This window comes from Limimaricola litoreus (genome assembly GCF_024159025.1).
GTDB classification, from domain to species: domain Bacteria; phylum Pseudomonadota; class Alphaproteobacteria; order Rhodobacterales; family Rhodobacteraceae; genus Limimaricola; species Limimaricola litoreus.
The window spans coordinates 14479-32355 of sequence record NZ_JAMYXC010000038.1 but is presented as its reverse complement, the minus strand read 5'-3'; the positions used below and the strand labels follow the sequence as shown (position 1 = coordinate 32355).

Annotated in this window: 20 protein-coding genes and 1 tRNA gene; 16 read left to right on the top strand and 5 right to left on the bottom strand. The window is 67.3% G+C overall.

Annotated elements, in window-relative coordinates; all coding sequences use genetic code 11:
• Nucleotides 1-379, top strand: a 379-nt coding sequence (locus tag NHG85_RS03275) for a (d)CMP kinase (protein ID WP_253329781.1), incomplete at its 5' end; no start/stop codon positions are given.
• Nucleotides 380-392: 13 nt separating this feature from the next.
• Here NHG85_RS03275 and NHG85_RS03270 read toward each other — a convergent pair.
• Nucleotides 393-1082 (bottom strand): phosphatase PAP2 family protein, encoded by a 690-nt coding sequence (locus NHG85_RS03270; RefSeq protein ID WP_253329780.1) that lies wholly within the window; start codon nt 1080-1082, stop codon nt 393-395.
• A 321-nt stretch (nt 1083-1403) separates the two neighbouring features.
• Here NHG85_RS03270 and rpsA point away from each other — a divergent pair, with 321 nt between their 5' ends.
• From rpsA to NHG85_RS03230, 8 genes are all read left to right on the top strand, one after another.
• Nucleotides 1404-3083, top strand: a complete 1680-nt coding sequence (rpsA, locus tag NHG85_RS03265) for a 30S ribosomal protein S1 (RefSeq protein ID WP_256500072.1) — start codon at nt 1404-1406, stop codon at nt 3081-3083.
• Nucleotides 3084-3295: 212 nt separating this feature from the next.
• Nucleotides 3296-3577, top strand: coding sequence for an integration host factor subunit beta (gene ihfB / locus NHG85_RS03260; RefSeq protein WP_085897095.1), 282 nt, complete (start codon nt 3296-3298; stop codon nt 3575-3577).
• Between the two features lie 9 nt (nt 3578-3586).
• Nucleotides 3587-3952 (top strand): lipopolysaccharide assembly protein LapA domain-containing protein, encoded by a 366-nt coding sequence (locus NHG85_RS03255; protein WP_253329776.1) that lies wholly within the window; start codon nt 3587-3589, stop codon nt 3950-3952.
• A gap of 2 nt (nt 3953-3954) precedes the next feature.
• The gene (locus NHG85_RS03250) at nt 3955-4593 is read left to right on the top strand and encodes a phosphoribosylanthranilate isomerase (RefSeq protein ID WP_253329774.1); all 639 of its coding nucleotides are present in this window, start codon (nt 3955-3957) and stop codon (nt 4591-4593) included.
• Between the two features lie 52 nt (nt 4594-4645).
• Entirely contained in the window at nt 4646-4975 is a 330-nt protein-coding gene (locus NHG85_RS03245; RefSeq protein ID WP_253329772.1) for a DUF2892 domain-containing protein, read from the top strand.
• A 60-nt stretch (nt 4976-5035) separates the two neighbouring features.
• Nucleotides 5036-6262 (top strand): tryptophan synthase subunit beta, encoded by a 1227-nt coding sequence (gene trpB, locus NHG85_RS03240; RefSeq protein ID WP_253329770.1) that lies wholly within the window; start codon nt 5036-5038, stop codon nt 6260-6262.
• A gap of 93 nt (nt 6263-6355) precedes the next feature.
• Complete coding sequence (locus NHG85_RS03235) at nt 6356-6766, top strand: hypothetical protein (protein ID WP_253329768.1); 411 nt, start codon at nt 6356-6358, stop codon at nt 6764-6766.
• A gap of 169 nt (nt 6767-6935) precedes the next feature.
• Nucleotides 6936-7556, top strand: coding sequence for a DUF7282 domain-containing protein (locus tag NHG85_RS03230; RefSeq protein ID WP_253329766.1), 621 nt, complete (start codon nt 6936-6938; stop codon nt 7554-7556).
• Between the two features lie 73 nt (nt 7557-7629).
• On the opposite strand, the gene NHG85_RS03225 is transcribed toward NHG85_RS03230, so the two are convergent.
• The 3 genes from NHG85_RS03225 to NHG85_RS03215 all read right to left on the bottom strand — a co-directional run bounded on the left by NHG85_RS03225 (nt 7630) and on the right by NHG85_RS03215 (nt 9546).
• A complete protein-coding gene (locus NHG85_RS03225) occupies nt 7630-7998 on the bottom strand; it encodes a DUF2237 family protein (RefSeq protein ID WP_253329764.1) in 369 nt (122 codons plus the stop codon).
• An 82-nt stretch (nt 7999-8080) separates the two neighbouring features.
• The gene (pth, locus tag NHG85_RS03220) at nt 8081-8791 is read right to left on the bottom strand and encodes an aminoacyl-tRNA hydrolase (RefSeq protein ID WP_253329762.1); all 711 of its coding nucleotides are present in this window, start codon (nt 8789-8791) and stop codon (nt 8081-8083) included.
• 116 nt (nt 8792-8907) lie between these two features.
• A complete protein-coding gene (locus tag NHG85_RS03215; protein WP_253329760.1) occupies nt 8908-9546 on the bottom strand; it encodes a 50S ribosomal protein L25/general stress protein Ctc in 639 nt (212 codons plus the stop codon).
• Nucleotides 9547-9714: 168 nt separating this feature from the next.
• Here NHG85_RS03215 and NHG85_RS03210 point away from each other — a divergent pair, with 168 nt between their 5' ends.
• From NHG85_RS03210 to NHG85_RS03200, 3 genes are all read left to right on the top strand, one after another.
• A complete protein-coding gene (locus NHG85_RS03210; RefSeq protein ID WP_253329758.1) occupies nt 9715-10875 on the top strand; it encodes an MFS transporter in 1161 nt (386 codons plus the stop codon).
• A 95-nt stretch (nt 10876-10970) separates the two neighbouring features.
• Nucleotides 10971-12767: an ABC transporter transmembrane domain-containing protein gene (locus NHG85_RS03205; RefSeq protein WP_253329756.1), complete on the top strand. Its 1797-nt coding sequence runs from the start codon at nt 10971-10973 to the stop codon at nt 12765-12767.
• Nucleotides 12768-12917: 150 nt separating this feature from the next.
• Nucleotides 12918-14813: an acyl-CoA synthetase gene (locus NHG85_RS03200; RefSeq protein WP_253329754.1), complete on the top strand. Its 1896-nt coding sequence runs from the start codon at nt 12918-12920 to the stop codon at nt 14811-14813.
• Nucleotides 14814-15240: 427 nt separating this feature from the next.
• Here the strand turns inward: NHG85_RS03200 and NHG85_RS03195 are convergent.
• Nucleotides 15241-15315 (bottom strand) — tRNA-Thr (locus NHG85_RS03195).
• A gap of 151 nt (nt 15316-15466) precedes the next feature.
• On the opposite strand from NHG85_RS03195, the gene NHG85_RS03190 reads away from it, so the two are divergent.
• Genes NHG85_RS03190 through NHG85_RS03175 form a run of 4 tightly spaced genes read left to right on the top strand, consistent with a single transcriptional unit; the run spans nt 15467 to nt 17848 of the window.
• Nucleotides 15467-15616 (top strand): hypothetical protein, encoded by a 150-nt coding sequence (locus NHG85_RS03190; protein WP_253329752.1) that lies wholly within the window; start codon nt 15467-15469, stop codon nt 15614-15616.
• A gap of 5 nt (nt 15617-15621) precedes the next feature.
• The gene (murA, locus tag NHG85_RS03185; protein WP_253329751.1) at nt 15622-16887 is read left to right on the top strand and encodes a UDP-N-acetylglucosamine 1-carboxyvinyltransferase; all 1266 of its coding nucleotides are present in this window, start codon (nt 15622-15624) and stop codon (nt 16885-16887) included.
• A complete protein-coding gene (locus tag NHG85_RS03180; RefSeq protein WP_253329750.1) occupies nt 16884-17357 on the top strand; it encodes a DUF2948 family protein in 474 nt (157 codons plus the stop codon). Before murA ends, NHG85_RS03180 begins: the two co-directional genes overlap by 4 nt.
• Nucleotides 17354-17848, top strand: a complete 495-nt coding sequence (locus tag NHG85_RS03175; protein ID WP_253329749.1) for a GNAT family N-acetyltransferase — start codon at nt 17354-17356, stop codon at nt 17846-17848. The genes NHG85_RS03180 and NHG85_RS03175 overlap by 4 nt, the downstream gene beginning before the upstream one ends.
• Nucleotides 17849-17877 lie beyond the last annotated feature (29 nt).

Sequence of the window (17877 nt, the reverse complement as noted above, 5' to 3'; positions counted from 1 at the left end):
CGAAGCTTTGCAGGTGGGCGCGCTGGGCGTCCTGCTTCTTGCTGGCTGCGACGAGCACGGCGCGCTGGGCGGCGCGGTGCTCGACGGGCGCGACATCGGCACGGTGATCTGCCCCGAGGCCGAGGCCAAGCTCTTTGTCACCGCCAGCGCCGAGGCGCGGGCCGGGCGGCGGCTGGCCGAGCTGGTCGAGGCCGGGCACGAGGCCAGCTTCGACGGCGTCCTGACGGATGTGCACGCGCGCGACCGGCGCGATTCCGAGCGGGCCGAGGCTCCGCTCAGGCCGGCCGAGGACGCCTATGTGCTCGACACCTCGGATCTCAGCATCGAGGCCGCGGTCGCGCAGGCGGTGGCCCGGGTGGCGGCGTGTCGACCGGCCTGACCGACCGGCCAGGCTAACCGATCGTGATATCCTTGACGAAGCTCAGCAGCGCGCGCGAGGTGTCGAACATGGTGGCAAGCTGCTGCGTGGCCAGAAACAGCAGCGGGTAGCTCAGCCCCGGCCGCGCCTCGAGCCATGCCAGCAGACCGGTCTCCAGAAAGACCCGCCGCAGCAGTGGCACGAGGACCAGCGCCGTGGCCGTGCCGATCGCCGCACCGACGAGGATGTCGCTCGGCCAGTGAAACCCGAGCACGATCCGTGGAAGGCTGACGAGGACGAGGGCGTGAATAAGCGCCGCGATACCCCAACCGCGGTGAACCAGCAGAATGCCGACCCCGAGGGCGAAATACATCACCGCGTGATCGCTGGGCATGGAACTCCACCCGTCGAGGACATCGGGCCCCAGCCCTGCCGCGAGGGTGATGTCCAGATCGGGGGTGTGAATGGGCCGCGCGCTGTAGGGCAGGGTCAGCGCCAGTATCCGCCCGAGCGCAAGGCCGATGATGGAGGCCACCAGCACGCTGGCCAGGCCAGCGCGGCGCCGGGCCACCTCGCTTCCGGGAATCATCCACAGCCGCCAGATCACCAGCATGACCGGCACGCCCTTGAGCAGGGTGTTGCCCATCAGCTGCAGGATAGTGAGATCAACCGTAGGTTTTGCGCCAATGAGGCCGTTCAAGAGGAGGGAGTACTCGTAGTCCACGCAATTCCTGACTGGCTGTTGGTCTCGGGGGCTGAGAGGGGGGCATTCGGCTGAAAATCTCCGGCGGCCCGGCGATTGTCAAATCCTAGTTATCTACCCCTGTTTGCATGTGGCGCGCCTGCTGCTTGATCCGCGGCGCCGATCGCAATATAGACGCAGGCGTCGAGGGGCGGCGCGCATCTCGCGCGAGCAGGGCGCAGCAAGGGTCGGGATCACCGGCCCTCGTGGCGTTGGCCGCCCTCAACGGCAAGCCGAAATCCAAAGACCGGCGGAGACAACCGCCTGGCCCGTATAGCGACTTACAAAGGAAAAACTGACCGCATGTGCGCTAAAGCATCCATGGAGGAATTCGAAGCCCTCCTGAACGAAAGCTTCGAAATCGACACGCCGTCCGAAGGCAGCGTCGTCAAGGGCCGCGTGCTCGCCATCGAGGCGGGCCAGGCCATCATCGATGTCGGCTACAAGATGGAAGGCCGCATCGATCTCAAGGAATTCGCCAACCCCGGCGAGCAGGCCGATCTCAAGCCCGGCGACGTGGTCGAGGTCTTCCTGCGCCAGGTCGAGAACGCCCGCGGCGAAGCCGTCATCAGCCGCGAGATGGCCCGCCGTGAAGAGGCCTGGGACCGTCTCGAGAAGGCCTATGCCGACGAAGAGCGCGTCGAAGGCGCCATCTTCGGCCGCGTCAAGGGCGGCTTCACCGTCGATCTCGGCGGCGCCGTGGCCTTCCTGCCCGGCTCCCAGGTCGACGTGCGCCCCGTGCGCGATGCGGGCCCGCTCATGGGCCTCAAGCAGCCGTTCCAGATCCTCAAGATGGACCGCCGCCGCGGCAACATCGTGGTCTCGCGCCGTGCGATCCTCGAAGAGAGTCGCGCCGAGCAGCGCGCGGAGGTCATCGCCAACCTGCACGAAGGCCAGACGGTCGACGGCGTGGTCAAGAACATCACCGAATACGGCGCCTTCGTCGATCTCGGCGGCGTTGACGGCCTGCTGCACGTCACCGACATGGCGTGGCGCCGCGTGAACCACCCCTCGGAGATCCTGTCGATCGGCGAGACCGTCAAGGTCCAGGTCATCAAGATCAACAAGGAAACCCACCGCATCAGCCTCGGCATGAAGCAGCTGCAGGACGATCCGTGGGATTCGGTGGAAGCCAAGTTCCCGATCGAGAGCGTGCACACCGGCCGCGTGACCAACATCACCGACTACGGCGCCTTCGTGGAGCTGGAGCCGGGCGTCGAGGGTCTGGTCCACGTCTCCGAAATGAGCTGGACCAAGAAGAACGTGCACCCCGGCAAGATCGTCTCCACCTCGCAGGAAGTGGAAGTGATGGTGCTCGAGATCGACAGCGCCAAGCGCCGCGTCTCGCTCGGCCTGAAGCAGACCCAGCGCAACCCGTGGGAAGTCTTCGCCGAGACCCACCCCGAGGGCACCGAGGTCGAGGGCGAGGTGAAGAACATCACCGAGTTCGGCCTGTTCGTCGGGCTTCCGGGCGACATCGACGGCATGGTTCACCTGTCGGACCTGACCTGGGAAGGTCGTGGCGAGGACGTGATCGGCGACTTCCGCAAGGGCGACGTCGTGAAGGCCAAGGTCACCGAGGTCGACATCGAGAAGGAGCGCATCTCGCTCTCGATCAAGGCCATGGACGGCGATCCCTTCGCGGATGCCATCGGCGGCGTGAAGCGCGGCTCGATCATCACCGTCGAGGTGACCAAGATCGAGGACGGCGGCATCGAGGTGACCTATGAGGGCATGAAGTCCTTCATCCGTCGCTCCGACCTGTCGCGCGATCGTGCCGAGCAGCGTCCCGAGCGCTTCGGCGTCGGCGACAAGATCGACGTGCGCGTGACCAACGTCGACAGCAAGACCCGCAAGCTGGGCCTGTCGATCAAGGCGCGCGAGATCGCCGAAGAGAAGGAAGCGGTCGAGCAGTACGGTTCCTCCGATTCGGGCGCCTCGCTGGGCGACATCCTCGGCGCCGCCCTCAAGGGCGACCGCTGATCGGACCCGGGGCTTTTCGGAGCCCCGGACCCGGAATCGGCCCCGCTGCCCGGAAACGGGTGGCGGGGCCTTTTCGTGAACGGAGGGGGAAAACGACCCCCTTTGATTTGACTGCACTATTTAACGGAACCCCCGAAGGCCCTATAGTCTTCCTGTCACAGGTCCGTGACGCCCCGATGTCGGGGGCGTCGGCCGGGCAAGAGGGGGTGCAGATGATTCGATCCGAACTGATCCAGAAGATCGCGGATGAGAACCCGCATCTCTATCAACGCGATGTGGAAAAGATCGTGAATACCATATTCGACCGGATCACCCAGGCCATGGCCGAGGGCAACCGCGTCGAGCTGCGCGGTTTCGGGGCCTTTTCGGTCAAGAAGCGCGATCAGAGGCTGGGCCGAAACCCCCGCACCGGCGAGGCGGTCGAGGTCGAGGAAAAACACGTCCCCTTCTTCAAGACCGGCAAGCTGTTGCGCGACCGGCTCAATGGGAAATAGAACCAAGTCATGAGAGCTCTTCGTACCGCCTTCTGGGGCATCGTCGCCATCGGCCTCGTCATCCTCGGCCTCGCCAACCGCGGCATGGTCACCCTGCGCGTTCTGCCCGAGGGGCTGAGCGGGCTGTTCGGCGTCTCGCCCGATCTCGACATGCCGCTCTACGCGGTGATCCTGATCGGCGTGGCGCTCGGCCTGCTGATCGGCTTCGTCTGGGAGTGGCTGCGCGAGCGCAAGCATCGCTCCGAGGCCCGCAAGCGCGCCCGCGAGGTGAACCGGCTCGAGCGCGAGGTCGACCGGCTGCGTCACGAAAAGCACGAAGGCGGGGACGACGTGCTCGCCCTCGTCGATGCGCCGGCCACGCCCGCGCGCGCCTGAGAATGCCTGTCTCCGTCAAGATCTGCGGCCTGTCCGACAAGGCCGGGCTCGAGGCCGCCGTGGCGGCGGGTGCGCGCTATGTCGGCTTCGTCTTCTTTGCGAAATCGCCGCGCGCGGTGACGGTGGAACAGGCGGCGGCGCTGGCGCTGGAGGTGCCCATGGGCATCGCCAAGGTCGCGCTCGTCGTCGATGCCGATGACGCGACGCTCGATGAGATCGTCGGTGCCGTGCCGCTCGACATGTTGCAGCTGCATGGCCGCGAGACGCCCGAGCGGGTGGCCGAGATCCGGGCGCGTTACGGCCTGCCGGTGATGAAGGCAGTGGGCGTGGCCACCGAAGCCGACCTGGCCGCGCTCGACAGCTATGCCGCCGTGGCCGACCAGATCCTCGTCGATGCCAAGGCGCCCGCGGGGGCCGTGCTGCCCGGCGGCAACGGGCTGGCCTTCGACTGGCGGCTGATCGCCGGGCGACGCTGGCCGGTGCCATGGATGCTTGCGGGCGGGCTGACGCCCGACAACCTTGCCGAGGCGGTCGAGAAGACCGGCGCGCGGCAGGTCGATGTGTCCTCCGGCGTCGAAAGCGCGCCGGGCACCAAGGACGCGGCGCGGATTGCCGCGTTTCTCGACGCCGCGCAAGGCTGAGCAGCGCGCGCAAGCGATTGCCCCGGCGCACGGCCTGTCCTACATGCCCTCCATGAGCAAATCCGTCGACCACGAGCGTCAGAAGGCCCGGCTGCGTCGACAGATGCGGGCGATGACCGGCGGCTCGCCCAAGCTGCACGGCCTGACCGAACGGCTGATGGCCGACCGCGCCCGCTGGATCCGCATTCCGGCGGGGCTCTTGCTGATCTTGGGCGGCTTTGCCGCGATCCTGCCGATCTTCGGGCTATGGATGCTGCCCATCGGTCTCGCTCTTCTGGCGGTGGACCTGCCGATGCTGCGTCCGGGGGTCAACACCGCGCTCATCCGCGGGCGTCGCTGGAGCGACGGCATGCTGCGCCGCTGGCGCGACCGCAACGACTGAGCCCTTTACGGTCTCGCGCGGCAAGGATACTCCGGGGCCGAACACGAGGAGGCCCAGCGCATGGCGGACGATCTCATCAACAGCTTCATGGCCGGGCCCGACGAGGGCGGCCGCTTCGGACAGTTCGGCGGGCGCTTCGTCTCCGAGACGCTGATGCCGCTGATCCTGTCGCTCGAGGCCGAATACGAAAAGGCCAAGACCGACGACGCCTTCTGGGCCGAGATGAACGATCTGTGGACCCATTACGTCGGCCGTCCCAGCCCGCTCTACTTCGCCGAGCGTCTGACCGAGCATCTGGGCGGCGCCAAGATCTACCTCAAGCGCGACGAGCTGAACCATACCGGCGCGCACAAGATCAACAACGTGCTGGGGCAGATCATCCTCGCCCGCCGCATGGGCAAGACCCGCATCATCGCCGAGACCGGCGCGGGCCAGCACGGCGTCGCCACCGCGACGGTCTGCGCCAAGTTCGGTCTGAAATGTGTGGTCTACATGGGCGCGCATGACGTCGAGCGCCAGGCGCCCAACGTGTTCCGGATGCGGCTGCTGGGCGCCGAGGTGGTGCCTGTCACCTCCGGGCGCGGCACGCTCAAGGACGCGATGAACGATGCGCTGCGCGACTGGGTCACCAATGTGCGCGACACCTTCTATTGCATCGGCACGGTGGCCGGCCCTCACCCCTATCCGGCGATGGTGCGCGACTTCCAGTCGATCATCGGCAAGGAGGTGCGCGAGCAGATGCAGGCCGCCGAGGGCCGTCTGCCCGACACGCTGATCGCCGCGATCGGCGGCGGGTCCAACGCCATGGGGCTGTTCTTTCCCTTCCTCGACGACCGCGAGGTGAACATCATCGGCGTCGAGGCGGGCGGCAAGGGCGTCTCCGAGAAGATGGAGCATTGCGCCTCGCTGGTCGGCGGCCGTCCCGGCGTGCTGCACGGCAACAAGACCTACCTGCTGCAGGATGATGACGGGCAGATCCTCGAAGGCCATTCGATCTCGGCCGGGCTCGATTACCCCGGCATCGGCCCCGAGCACGCCTGGCTGCACGAGATCGGGCGCGCGAAATACGTGGCGATCACCGATGACGAGGCATTGGAGGCCTTCAAGCTCTCCTGCGCGCTGGAGGGGATCATCCCGGCGCTGGAGCCCTCCCACGCGCTGGCCCATGTCATGAAGATCGCCCCCGAGCTGCCGCGCGACCATCTGCTGGTGATGAACATGTGCGGACGCGGCGACAAGGACATCTTCACCGTGGCCAAGCATCTGGGCGTCGATATCGCGACCTGAGCCGAGCGATCACGTTTATGTGATCTCGACGCGGTGAACGGAGTTGTCGGATGACACGTTGGGCAGCGAACTCACAATCTGAGAGGATACGAGATGCTGAACAAACTGACCGCTGCCGCCGCCACGACCGCTTTCATCCTTGGCGCTTCGACCGCCGTGGCCCAGAGCATTCCCTTCGCCGAAGTCGACACCGACGGTGACATGATGCTCTCGAACGAAGAGCTGGTCGCAGCCTTCGGCGCCGACGGCGCGGCGATCCTCATGGAGGATGACTCTGACGGCGACATGATGCTGAGCGTGCAGGAAATCCGCATTGCGACCGACATGAGCATGCAGGGCGATGTCGCTTCGCCCGAGGCCCGTGCCGAGTCCGACGATGCCGAGGATCCGGACTACCGCGATTCGACCGAGACGACCCTTCAGCCGAACGACACCGAGACCGAGGGCTTCCTCGAGGAAGGTGAAGACACGATGGGTGAGGGCGACGAAGACGACGGCCAGTAAGGCCTCTGCGTGTTTCTTGATGAAGCCGGCCGGACAGCAGTCCGGCCGGCTTTTTCGTGTTTGCGATGTCGTCGGCCCGTTCACGCGAGAGACACACCCATGTGTCGCACTGTAACGAACCCGAATGGTTTGAGCGTGTTGCCTCCCCGAACTCGAATTGGAGCCTAACATGCTGAAGACCCTTACCGGTGCCGCTGCACTGACCGCACTCATGGCTGGTGGCGCCATGGCACAGGACGATACGATGATCATGGCCGACGATGCGATGCGCATGTCCATGATGGACGGGCAGACCAATGTCACCTTTCCGCGCATAGCCGCGCGTCAGGACGGCTACATCGTGCTGCACGCGGTGGAGGACGGTGTGCCGGTCGTGCCCGAATCCCTGGCGCACGCCATGGTGATGGCGGGCGAGAACGCCGATGTCACCGTGACGATTCCCGCGGCGCTTGCCGCCGGAACCGAGCTGGTCGCGATGCTGCACGTCGAGAGCAACGGCAATGGCACCTATGATTTCGGACCGGGCATGACCGATGTCGACACGCCGGTCATGGCGAACGGTGCAGCTGTGACGGCGATGTTCACCGTCCCCGAGGGGCTCGAGATGCTGCCGGTCGATGACAGCGGGATCGCCTCGCCCGAGGCCCGTGCCGAATCCGACGATGCCGAAGATCCGGATTACCGCGACGACAACGAATCCCCGATCCAGCCGAACGATCTCGACACCGAAGGCTTCCTCGAGGAAGGCGAGGACACGGACGGCGCCGGCGACGAGGACGACGGCCAGTAAGCGGTCGGCGCTCCAAGCCTTCTACCCCGCGATCAGCCCCGGTCGGATCCGTTCCGGCCGGGGCTATTTCGTGTCATTCCGCATGGGCCTCGAGCACTTCGATCGGGACGATCTCCAGAGCGCGGGCATGGGTGGCGGCCAGGTGAACACGCGGTGCGCAGCCTTCGTCATGTGCCTGGGCGAAACGCCCCGCACACAGACACCAGCGATCCCCGGGCTTCAGCCCGGCAAAGCCGAATTCGGGCCGTGGCGTGCTCAGATCATTGCCGACATATTTGGAATAGGCGAGAAACTCCGCCGTCATCACTGCGCAGACGGTATGGCTTCCCGCATCCTCGTCGCAGGTGTTGCAATGCCCGTCTCGAAAGAAGCCGGTCACCGGATCGGTCGAGCAGGGGGCCAGTGCGCCGCCCAGAACGTTGGTCTTTTCATCCATCTTCATGTGGGTTTCCACGGATTGGGGCGCGTCGGGATATGATAGGCCGGTGCCGATCTGTCGCGGTCTTTGTCGCCGCGCATCCGGCTCACCTGAAGCGGTCCGCCAGCTTCTGAAGGGCCGAGCGGTCATCCGAGGCGTCCGGCTCGGAGAGCGGGGCTTTCGCAGGGGCCGGGACGGGCGAAACCTTGTCCTTCGCGCCCGCGCCCTTCGTGCCGCCCCCCGAGCGGGGCGGGTTCAGCCGAAGCGCCACGGCGTTGAGAAAGCGCGCATCGTCGCCCGCGGCAAGCGATGCCGCCCCGTCCGAGATGCCACGCAACATGTCGTCGAGCCAGGCCTCGTCGGCCTTGGCGAAATCCTTGAGCACATAGCCCGGCACTGCATCCTTGTGGCCGGGATGGCCCACGCCCATGCGCACCCGGTCGTAATGCGGACCCAGATGCTGGTGGATCGAGCGCAGCCCGTTGTGGCCCGCATGCCCGCCGCCCGCCTTGGTCTTGAGCCGCCCCGGCGCGAGGTCGATCTCGTCGTGAAAGACGCAGATGTCAGTGCTGTCGAGCTTGTGAAAGCGCGCGGCTTCGCCGACCGACTGGCCCGACAGGTTCATGAAGGTCATGGGCTTGAGCAGCAGCACCTTCTCCGAGCCGAGGCGACCCTCGGCGATCTCGCCCTGGAACTTCGCGCGCCAAGGCGAGAATCCGTGATCGGCGGCGATCCGGTCCACGGCCATGAAGCCGATGTTGTGACGGTTCTGGGCGTATTTGCCGCCCGGGTTTCCAAGTCCGACGAAGAGTTTCATGGCGCGCAAGCTAGCGCGCGGAGCCGGGCGGGACCAGTGGGGCCGAACGCAAATGGGGCCGAACGCAAAACGGGGCCCCGAAGGGCCCCGTTTCCTCACCGGTATCGCAGAAGCGATCAGGCGTCCTTCTGCTCGGTCGCCTCGACCTCGTCGGCGGCCTCTTCCTCTTCGGCGGCCGCGGCCAGCTTCGAGGGGGCGGAGATGTTGGCGATCACGAAGTCGCGGTCGATCGTCGGCTTGGCGCCGGCGGGCAGCTCGACATCGCTGATGTGGATCACGTCACCGATCTGCTTGCCGGTCAGGTCGACCACGATCTGCTCGGGGATCTCGCCGGCGAGCACGTTCAGCTCGACCTCGGGGCGGACCACGGTGAGGACGCCGCCGCGCTTGATGCCGGGGGCTTCCTTGTGGTTCTCGAATTCGACGTGGATGAACAGGCTGATCCGCGTGGTGCGGCGCAGGCGCAGCAGGTCCACATGGGTCGGCAGGTCCTTGACGACGTCGCGCTGCACCGAGCGCGCGATGACGCGCACGTCGTCCTGGCCCTCGACCTTGAGGTTGAACAGCGTCGACAGGAAACGGCCCGCCTTCAGCTTCTTGATCAGCGCGTTGTAGGGCAGGTTGATGGGGAGCGGGTCGACGCCGCCGCCATACACGATGCCCGGAACGAGGTTCTCGCGACGTGCCTGACGAGCGGCCCCCTTGCCTGTCCCCGTGCGTGCCGTGGCGACGAGATCCGGAATCTCTTTGGCCATTGGTAAGTCCTTTCAGGTGATGGGCCATCCTCCAAGGGTGTATGGCCCGATTCAGAACCTGTGCCCTTAGCGCCGAATCCCCCGATTGGAAAGGCCTGCATGGGCAAAAAACGGCGCATGGACGCCGCGTCTCTGGACCTTGCGCGCAAGCCGTGTCACCGCTGCGCCATGTCGATCCGTTCCGCTCTTTTGCTGACCCGCGCGCCGGGGGCCGCCTTCGTCGTCATGGGGCTCTATTGGGGCGTCTTCGCCGCGCATGTCCCGGTGTTCCGCGACAGGCTCGGGGTGGAGGACGCGACCTTCGGCCTGCTGCTGCTGGGCTCTTCGATCGGGCTGATCCCGACGATGTGGCTCGCGCCGCTGTTCGACCGCGCCTTGCGGCGTGCCGCACTCCCCGTCGCGGCGGGGCTTCTGGCACTGGCCTGGATCACGCCCGCACTGGCGACGGCGCCGCTGGCCTTCGCGGTGGGCATGATCGGCGTCGGCGTCGCCTCGGGGCTGTGCGACGTGGTGATGAACGCGCGGGTGAGCCAGATCGAGGCGCAATCGGGCCGTTCCTTGATGAACGCCAACCACGGGCTGTTCTCGCTGGCCTACGGTATCGCCGCGCTGGCCTCCGGCGTGACGCGCGAGGCGGGGCTGCCGATGCTGACGGTGTTCGGCGGGGTGGGGGTGATGACGCTGCTTTTCCTGCCGCTGCTGTCGCGCGCGCCTGCCCCCGCGGCGGTGCCGGAGGAGGGCGGTGCGGCGCGCCTGCCGCTCTGGCCGGTGGTGCTGTGCGGGATCATCGTGATGATCGCCTTTCTCAGCGAGGCCACGGTCGAAAGCTGGTCGGCGCTGCATATCGAGCGGACGCTGGGCGGCGGCGCGGCGCAGGGCGCCCTCGGCCCCGCGCTCCTGGGCGTGACGATGACGCTCGGGCGCTTTGGCGGGCAGGCGCTGGCCGAGCGGCTCAGCGAGACGGCGGTGATCCGCATGGCGGCGCTGGTCTCGGCCATCGGCATCAGCGTCGCGGCGATGGCGCCGGTGCCGATGGTGGCCTATCTGGGCTTTGCCGTCACGGGGCTCGGCATTTCGGTGATCGGGCCGATGGGGCTTGCCCTGGCCGGCCGCATGGTCGCGGCGCATCAGCGCGCGCAGGCGATCGCCCGCGTCGCCGTCATCGCCTTTTGCGCCTTTCTGATCGCGCCGGTGCTGATGGGCGGGCTGTCGCAGGCGCTTGGCCTGCGCGCGGCCTTCGGCGCGGTGGCGCTGCTCTTGCTCATGATCCTGCCGCCGGTCATGGCGCTGCGCCGCCGGGCCGCCGATCCGGGGGCCGTTCCGGCCTGACCCGGGCCGGGCCACTGCCCGCCAGACGCGCATCGCTTGTGATGCAGGGGCGCGGGGTCTAGACAGCCTTGGCAATGATCCCAGCGAGGCAGGCGATGGCCCGATCCCCCAAGACCAGTGAAGAGGACCGCGCCAAGTCGCGCGATGTCGGCGCGCTCAAGGCGCTCTGGCCCTTCCTTGCGCCCTACAGGGGGATCATGGCGCTCGCCATCGCGGCGCTGGTGCTGACCGCCTGCGTCAGCCTCGCGCTGCCGCTCGCGGTGCGCCGGGTGGTCGATAATTTCGAAATCGACACCGGCGCGTTGCTCGACCGCTACTTCGCCGTGGCATTGGCCATGGCGGCGCTGCTCGCGCTGGGCACGGCCGCGCGCTACTACCTCGTGACCCGGCTGGGCGAACGGGTGGTGACCGACATCCGCAAGGCCGTCTTCGCGCGCATGGTCGGCATGAGCCCCGCCTTCTACGAGAAGATCATGACCGGCGAGGTGCTCAGCCGGATCACCACCGACACCACGCTGATCCTCAGCGTGATCGGCTCATCGGCCTCGGTGGCGCTCAGGAACCTCCTGATCCTCGTCGGCGGTCTGGTGCTGCTGCTGCTGACCTCGGCCAAGCTCACCGGGCTGGTGCTGCTGATCGTGCCCGCCATCATCGTGCCGATCGTGGTGCTGGGTCGCCGCCTGCGCAGCCTGTCGCGCGAGAACCAGGACTGGATCGCGGCCTCCTCGGGCAACGCCTCGGAGACGCTTCTGTCGGTGCAGACAGTGCAGGCCTACAGCCACGAGGCGCGCAGCCGCGCGCGGTTCGACGAGGTGACGGAAAAGAGCTTCGTCGCCGCGCGCCGCCGGATCGGCACGCGGGCGGTGATGACGGCGATCGTCATCTTCCTCATCTTCGCGGGCATCGTCGGCGTGCTGTGGATCGGTGCGCGCGACGTGAACGCGGGCGCGATGACGGTGGGCGCTCTGGTGCAGTTCGTCATCTACGCGGTGATGGTCGCGGGCGCGGTGGGCGCGCTGACCGAGATCTGGGGCGAGTTGCAGCGCGCCGCCGGCGCCACCGAGCGTCTGGTCGAGCTGTTGAACGCCCAAGACAGCCTGCCCGAGCCGACAGAGCCCCGGCCCGCGCCCGAGGCGCGCGGCGAGATCGCCTTCGAGGATGTCTCCTTTTCCTACCCTTCGCGCCCCGATGTCTCGGCGCTCGACCATGTCTCCGTCACCATCCGCCCCGGCGAGACTGTGGCGCTGGTCGGCCCCTCGGGGGCGGGCAAGACGACGATGATCCAGCTTTTGCTGCGCTTTTGGGATCCCGCCACCGGGCGGGTGCTGCTCGACGGCACCGACCTGCGCGAGATGGCGCGCCCCGAGTTCCGCCGCCAGATGGCGCTGGTGCCGCAGGATCCGGTGATCTTCGCCGATACCGCGCGCGAGAACATCCGTTTCGGCCGGCCCGAGGCGAGCGACGAGGAGGTCGAGGCCGCCGCCCGCGCCGCCGCGGCGCATGAATTCCTCATGGCTCTGCCGCAGGGCTACGACAGCCAGGTCGGCGAGCGCGGCGTGATGCTTTCGGGCGGGCAGAAACAGCGCATCGCCATCGCCCGCGCGATCCTGCGCGACGCGCCGGTGCTGCTCTTGGACGAGGCGACAAGCGCGCTCGATGCCGAAAGCGAACGGCTGGTGCAGCGCGCGGTCGATCGGCTGGCCACCGGGCGCACCACGCTGATCGTCGCGCACAGGCTCGCCACGGTGAAGAAGGCCGACCGCATCCTCGTCTTCGAGGAGGGGCGGATCGTGGCGCAGGGCAGCCACGACGACCTTGTCGCGGGAGGCGGGCTCTATGCCCGGCTGGCGCGGCTTCAATTCACCGATGGCATGGCCGAGGCGGCCGAGTAACACCGAACGCGGGCCCCGGGGGAAAAACCTTGCGCAGCGCGGGGTTTCGCGGCGTCATGCTTGCGTGACGCGAAGGTCAGGACAGATGCTCATCGCAGGGATGGAGCCGCCTTTGCGGCGGATGGGCGAAATCGACAGGGAGGAACGGGAATGGGCTTTGCGGGCATGGTCGATCGGGATGCGATCGAGGCCGAGGGCAGCTGGGAGGCGCAAGGACAACCCAAGACCACCCACGGCCTGCTGGAGCGGACGGCCAGGGCGTTTCCCGAACGCGACGCGCTGAGCTTCCAGCTTCTGTCGGACCCCAAGGCCCGGGCCGAGACGCTGAACTGGCGCGAGCTGCATGAGAAATCGGTCCAGACCGCGAACCTGCTGCGCGAGCTCGGCGTCGGCGAGACCGACGTGGTGGCCTTTTTGCTGCCCAACTGCTCGGAGGTGATCCTGAGCTATCTCGGCGGCCAGATCGCGGGCGTGGTCAACCCGATCAACCCGCTGCTCGACGCGGGGCAGATCGCCGCGATCCTGCGGCAGACCAACGCCAAGGTGCTAATCACGCTCAAGGCCTTTCCCAAGACCGACGTGGCGCAAAAGGCGGCCGAGGCGGTGGCGCTCGCCCCCAATATCGAGACGGTGCTCGAAGTCGACCTGCACCGCTATCTCACCGGCGTGAAGAAGCTGATCGTGCCGCTGATCCGGCCCAAGGTCGAGGTGCGCCACAAGGCCCGCGTGCTCGACTTCAACCGCGAGATCGCCAGCCGCCCGCGCGAGCTCGCCTTCGCCGACAGCCCGGGCGACCGGGTCGCGGCCCTGTTCCACACCGGCGGCACCACCGGCATGCCCAAGGTGGCGCAGCACTACTATTCCGGCATCGTCTACAACGGCTGGCTCGGCGCGCGGCTGATGTTCTCGGATCGTGACAACATCATCTGCCCGCTGCCGATGTTCCACGTCTTCGCCGCCATCGTCATCATGGGGTCCTCGCTCGCCTCCGGCGCGCATGTGATCCTGCCGACGCCTGCGGGCTATCGCGGCGACGGGGTGTTCGACAATTTCTGGAAGCTGGTGGAGCGCTGGAACGTCACCTTCATGATCACCGTGCCGACCGCGATCTCGGCGCTGATGCAGCGGCCGGTGAACGCCGACATCTCGTCGCTCAACCTTGCCTTTTCCGGCTCGGCGCCGCTGCCAGTGGAGCTCTACAAGCGTTTCGAGGAGGCCGCGGGCGTCACCATCTGCGAAGGCTACGGGCTGACCGAGGCGACCTGTCTTGTCTCGATCAACCCGCCCGAAGGCGAGAAGAAGGTGGGCTCGGTCGGCGTGCCCTTCCCCTACACGCAGGTGCGCATCGTCGACCCCGCCACCGGCGAGGACTGTCCTATCGACACGGTGGGCGAGATCTGCGTCGCGAGCCCCGGCGTGTCCTGCGGCGGCACCTATACCGATCCGATCAAGAACAAGGATCTCTACTGGCCCGGCCCCGAGCACGAGCGGCAGTTCCTGCGCACCGGCGATCTGGGGCGGATCGACCCGGACGGCTATGTCTGGATCACCGGCCGGGCCAAGGACCTGATCATCCGGGGCGGTCACAACATCGACCCCGCCGAGATCGAGGAGGCGCTCGCCGCGCACCCCGCCATCGCCTTTGCAGGCGCCATCGGCCAGCCCGACGCCCATGCGGGCGAGGTGCCTTGCGTCTATGTCGAGCTGTGCGAGGGGGCGGAGGCCTCGCAGGCCGAGCTGCTCGACTATGCGCGCGAGCATGTGCCCGAGCGGGCGGCGCGGCCGCGTCATCTGGAGATCCTGCCCGAGCTGCCCAAGACGGCCGTGGGCAAGATCTTCAAGCCGGCGCTGCGCAAGCTGGCGATCCAGCGTGTTTACGACGAGGCGCTGGCGACGGCCGGGGTAGGCGCCGAGGTGGCCGAGGTGGTCGAGGACAGCCGCCGCGGCCTCGTCGCCAAGATCCGCCGCACCGGCACCGCGACGCAGGCCGACGCCGCAAAGGCGCTGGGCGCCTTCACCCGCCCCTGGGACTGGATCGGCGACTGACGTTTCGCCTTGAGGTAGAGTTGGGAGCGGCGGGGAATGCCCCCGCCGCCGCCATCAATATGCGACCGTCCAGATCGGTGTGTCAGGCCAGGGCGCGGCATTCGAACAGAATGCCACGGGGTACGGCGACCCATGACAGGAAACGGCGATCGGTGCCCCGGCACCCGGATTTTCGTCAGGTTGCTTGGCAGCCGTGCTTTCAGGCGTTCCTTGGGGATTCGATGGGGCAATCGCGGCCAAGGCAACGATACCCAGCAATGCGAGAGGCAGAAGCGGATCAACTGTATACATGGAAACTCTCTAAAAAATAGAAACACAACCAGTAAGGGAGTTGGCGGACAGATTTGCAAACCATTTCCGACCAATTCCACCAGAAAAGATTGACGTGGGGTCAATCTGCTTCAGTGCGGACAATGTCGTGGGGAAATGGTGCTGCAGGAGAGGATTGAACTCTCGACCTCACCCTTACCAAGGGTGTGCTCTACCACTGAGCTACTGCAGCATCTCGTCTGGGCGGGCTTTTACTTGTCTGTGCGGTGAGCGCAAGCAGAAATTCCGCAGATTGACGCAAGGGCCAGCGTTTGCCTGCCAACTGCCGAAGTTCGGGCGCCTTGAACTGGACGCAATGGGGCGGGAACGCTATCTGCGCTAGCATGAAGACACCCCGCCAAGACCCGCCCCGCGCGGCCGATCGCCAGGACCGCCTCAAGGCGGCCCTCAAGGCCAACATCGCCCGCCGCAAGGCCCAGGCCCAGGCCCGCGCGCGCGATGCGGACCCGGATGACGAGCAAGAGAAAGAGTAGCAGGCATGGATTCGATCATCGTACGCGGCGGCAGCGAGCTGCGCGGCCAGATTCCGATCGCCGGCGCCAAGAACGCCTGCCTCGCGCTGATGCCCGCCACGCTGCTGTCGGAAGAGCCGCTGACGCTCACCAACGCGCCGCGCCTCTCGGACATCCGCACCATGACGCAGCTTCTGGAATCGCTCGGAGCCGAGATCTCCTCGATGCAGGGCGGCAAGGTCATCGCCATGTCGACGCATGACCTTGCCTCGACCCGCGCCGATTACGAGATCGTGCGCAAGATGCGCGCCTCCAACCTCGTGCTCGGGCCGCTTCTGGCGCGCGCGCATGAGGCGGTTGTCTCGCTGCCGGGCGGCTGCGCCATCGGCGCGCGCCCCATGGACATACACATCGAGGCGCTGACCGCGCTGGGCGCGGAGATCGAGCTCAAGGATGGCTACCTGCACGCGCTGGCGCGCGGCGGGCTCAGGGGCGGGCGCGTACCGCTGCGCTTTGCCTCCGTGGGCGCGACCGAGAACGTGCTGATGGCCGCGACGCTGGCGCGCGGCGGCACGGTGATCGAGAACGCCGCGCGCGAGCCCGAGATCATCGATCTCGCCCGCTGCCTGCGCGCGATGGGCGCACAGATCGAGGGCGAGGGCACCTCGACCATCGAGGTGCAGGGTGTCGATCGGCTGGGGGCCGCGACGCACCGCGTCGTCACCGACCGGATCGAGCTGGGCACCTACATGCTGGCACCCGCCTTCACCGGTGGCGAAGTGGAATGCCTTGGTGGCAAGCTCGAACTGATCGGCGCCTTCGTCGAGAAGCTCGACGCGGCGGGCATCGACGTGACCGAGACCGAGGCCGGGCTCAAGGTGCGGCTGCGCGGCGACCGGCCGCGCGCCGTCGATGTCACCACCGAGCCGTTCCCCGGCTTTCCGACCGACCTGCAGGCGCAGATGATGGCGATGCTCTGCACCGCGCAGGGCACCTCGCGGCTCGAAGAGAAGATCTTCGAAAACCGCTTCATGCATGCGCCCGAGCTGGTGCGCATGGGGGCGCGGATCGACGTGCAGGGCGGCCATGCCACGGTGACCGGCGTCGACAAACTCAAGGGCGCGCCGGTGATGGCGACGGACCTGCGCGCAAGCGTGTCGCTGATCCTTGCGGGCCTCGCGGCCGAGGGCGAGACGGTGGTGAACCGGGTCTATCACCTCGATCGCGGCTATGAGCATGTCGAGGAGAAGCTCGGCGCAGTGGGCGCGAAGATCGAAAGGGTGAGTGCATGACCAAGACCCGCGACGCGACATTCGAGGAGGGTGCGCAGCGCCCCTTGCGGCTCAAGGCGCTCGACGGTGACGACGTGCAGGTGATCTCGGCCCTGGTGCAGGATTCGGTCCTGCCCGCCTCCGAGATGTCTTGGCGCAAGAGCGAGCGGCGCTTCGGTCTGCTGCTCAACCGCTTCCGCTGGGAAGACCCGGCCACCACGCGCGAGGCCGAGCGCGTGCAGGCGGTGCTGTGCATCGAGAACGTGATGGCGGTGCGCAGCCAGGGGCTCGATCCCAAGGACCGCGACACGGTCCTGTCGATCCTGGCGCTGGTCTTCGAGGCCGGCGAGGACGGGGCCGGGACGCTGCGGCTGATCCTTGCGGGCGACGGCGAGATCGCCGTGGATGTCGAGGCGCCGGAGGTGATCCTGCGCGACGTGACGCGGCCCTATGGGGCACCGTCGGGCAAGGTGCCCAGACACCCCGAATGATCCGCGATCTCGGCCCGGGCGACCTGTCGGAATGGCGCCGGATACGGGCCGAGGGGCTGCGGCTGTTTCCCGAGGCCTTCCTTACTACGCTGGAGGAGGAGCTGGCCCGCTCCGACGCCGAGGTGACCCGTAGCTTGAACGGGCGCCTCGTGCTGGGGTGCTTCGATGGCGACAGGCTCATCGGCACGGCGGCGCTCGACGCGGCAGTCGAGGCCGAGGCGGCGACGCACAGGGGCGCGCTGAATGCCTTCTGCGTCAGTCCCGACTACCATGGCACCGGCACCGGGACCCGGCTGCTGCGCGCCGCGATCGACCGGGCGGCGGCGGAGGGGCGGCTTCAGCTGGAGCTGTTCGTGGCCGCGCACAATGCCCCCGCCATCCGTCTTTACGAAAGGCACGGCTTCGTGCGGCACGGGGTGCTCCCCCGCGCGGCGCGGATCGGCGACCGCTTCGTGGACGACCTCTTCTACGTGCGGCAACTGGACGGTTGAGCAGGGGGGCAGGCAGGTCTATGCCCGAT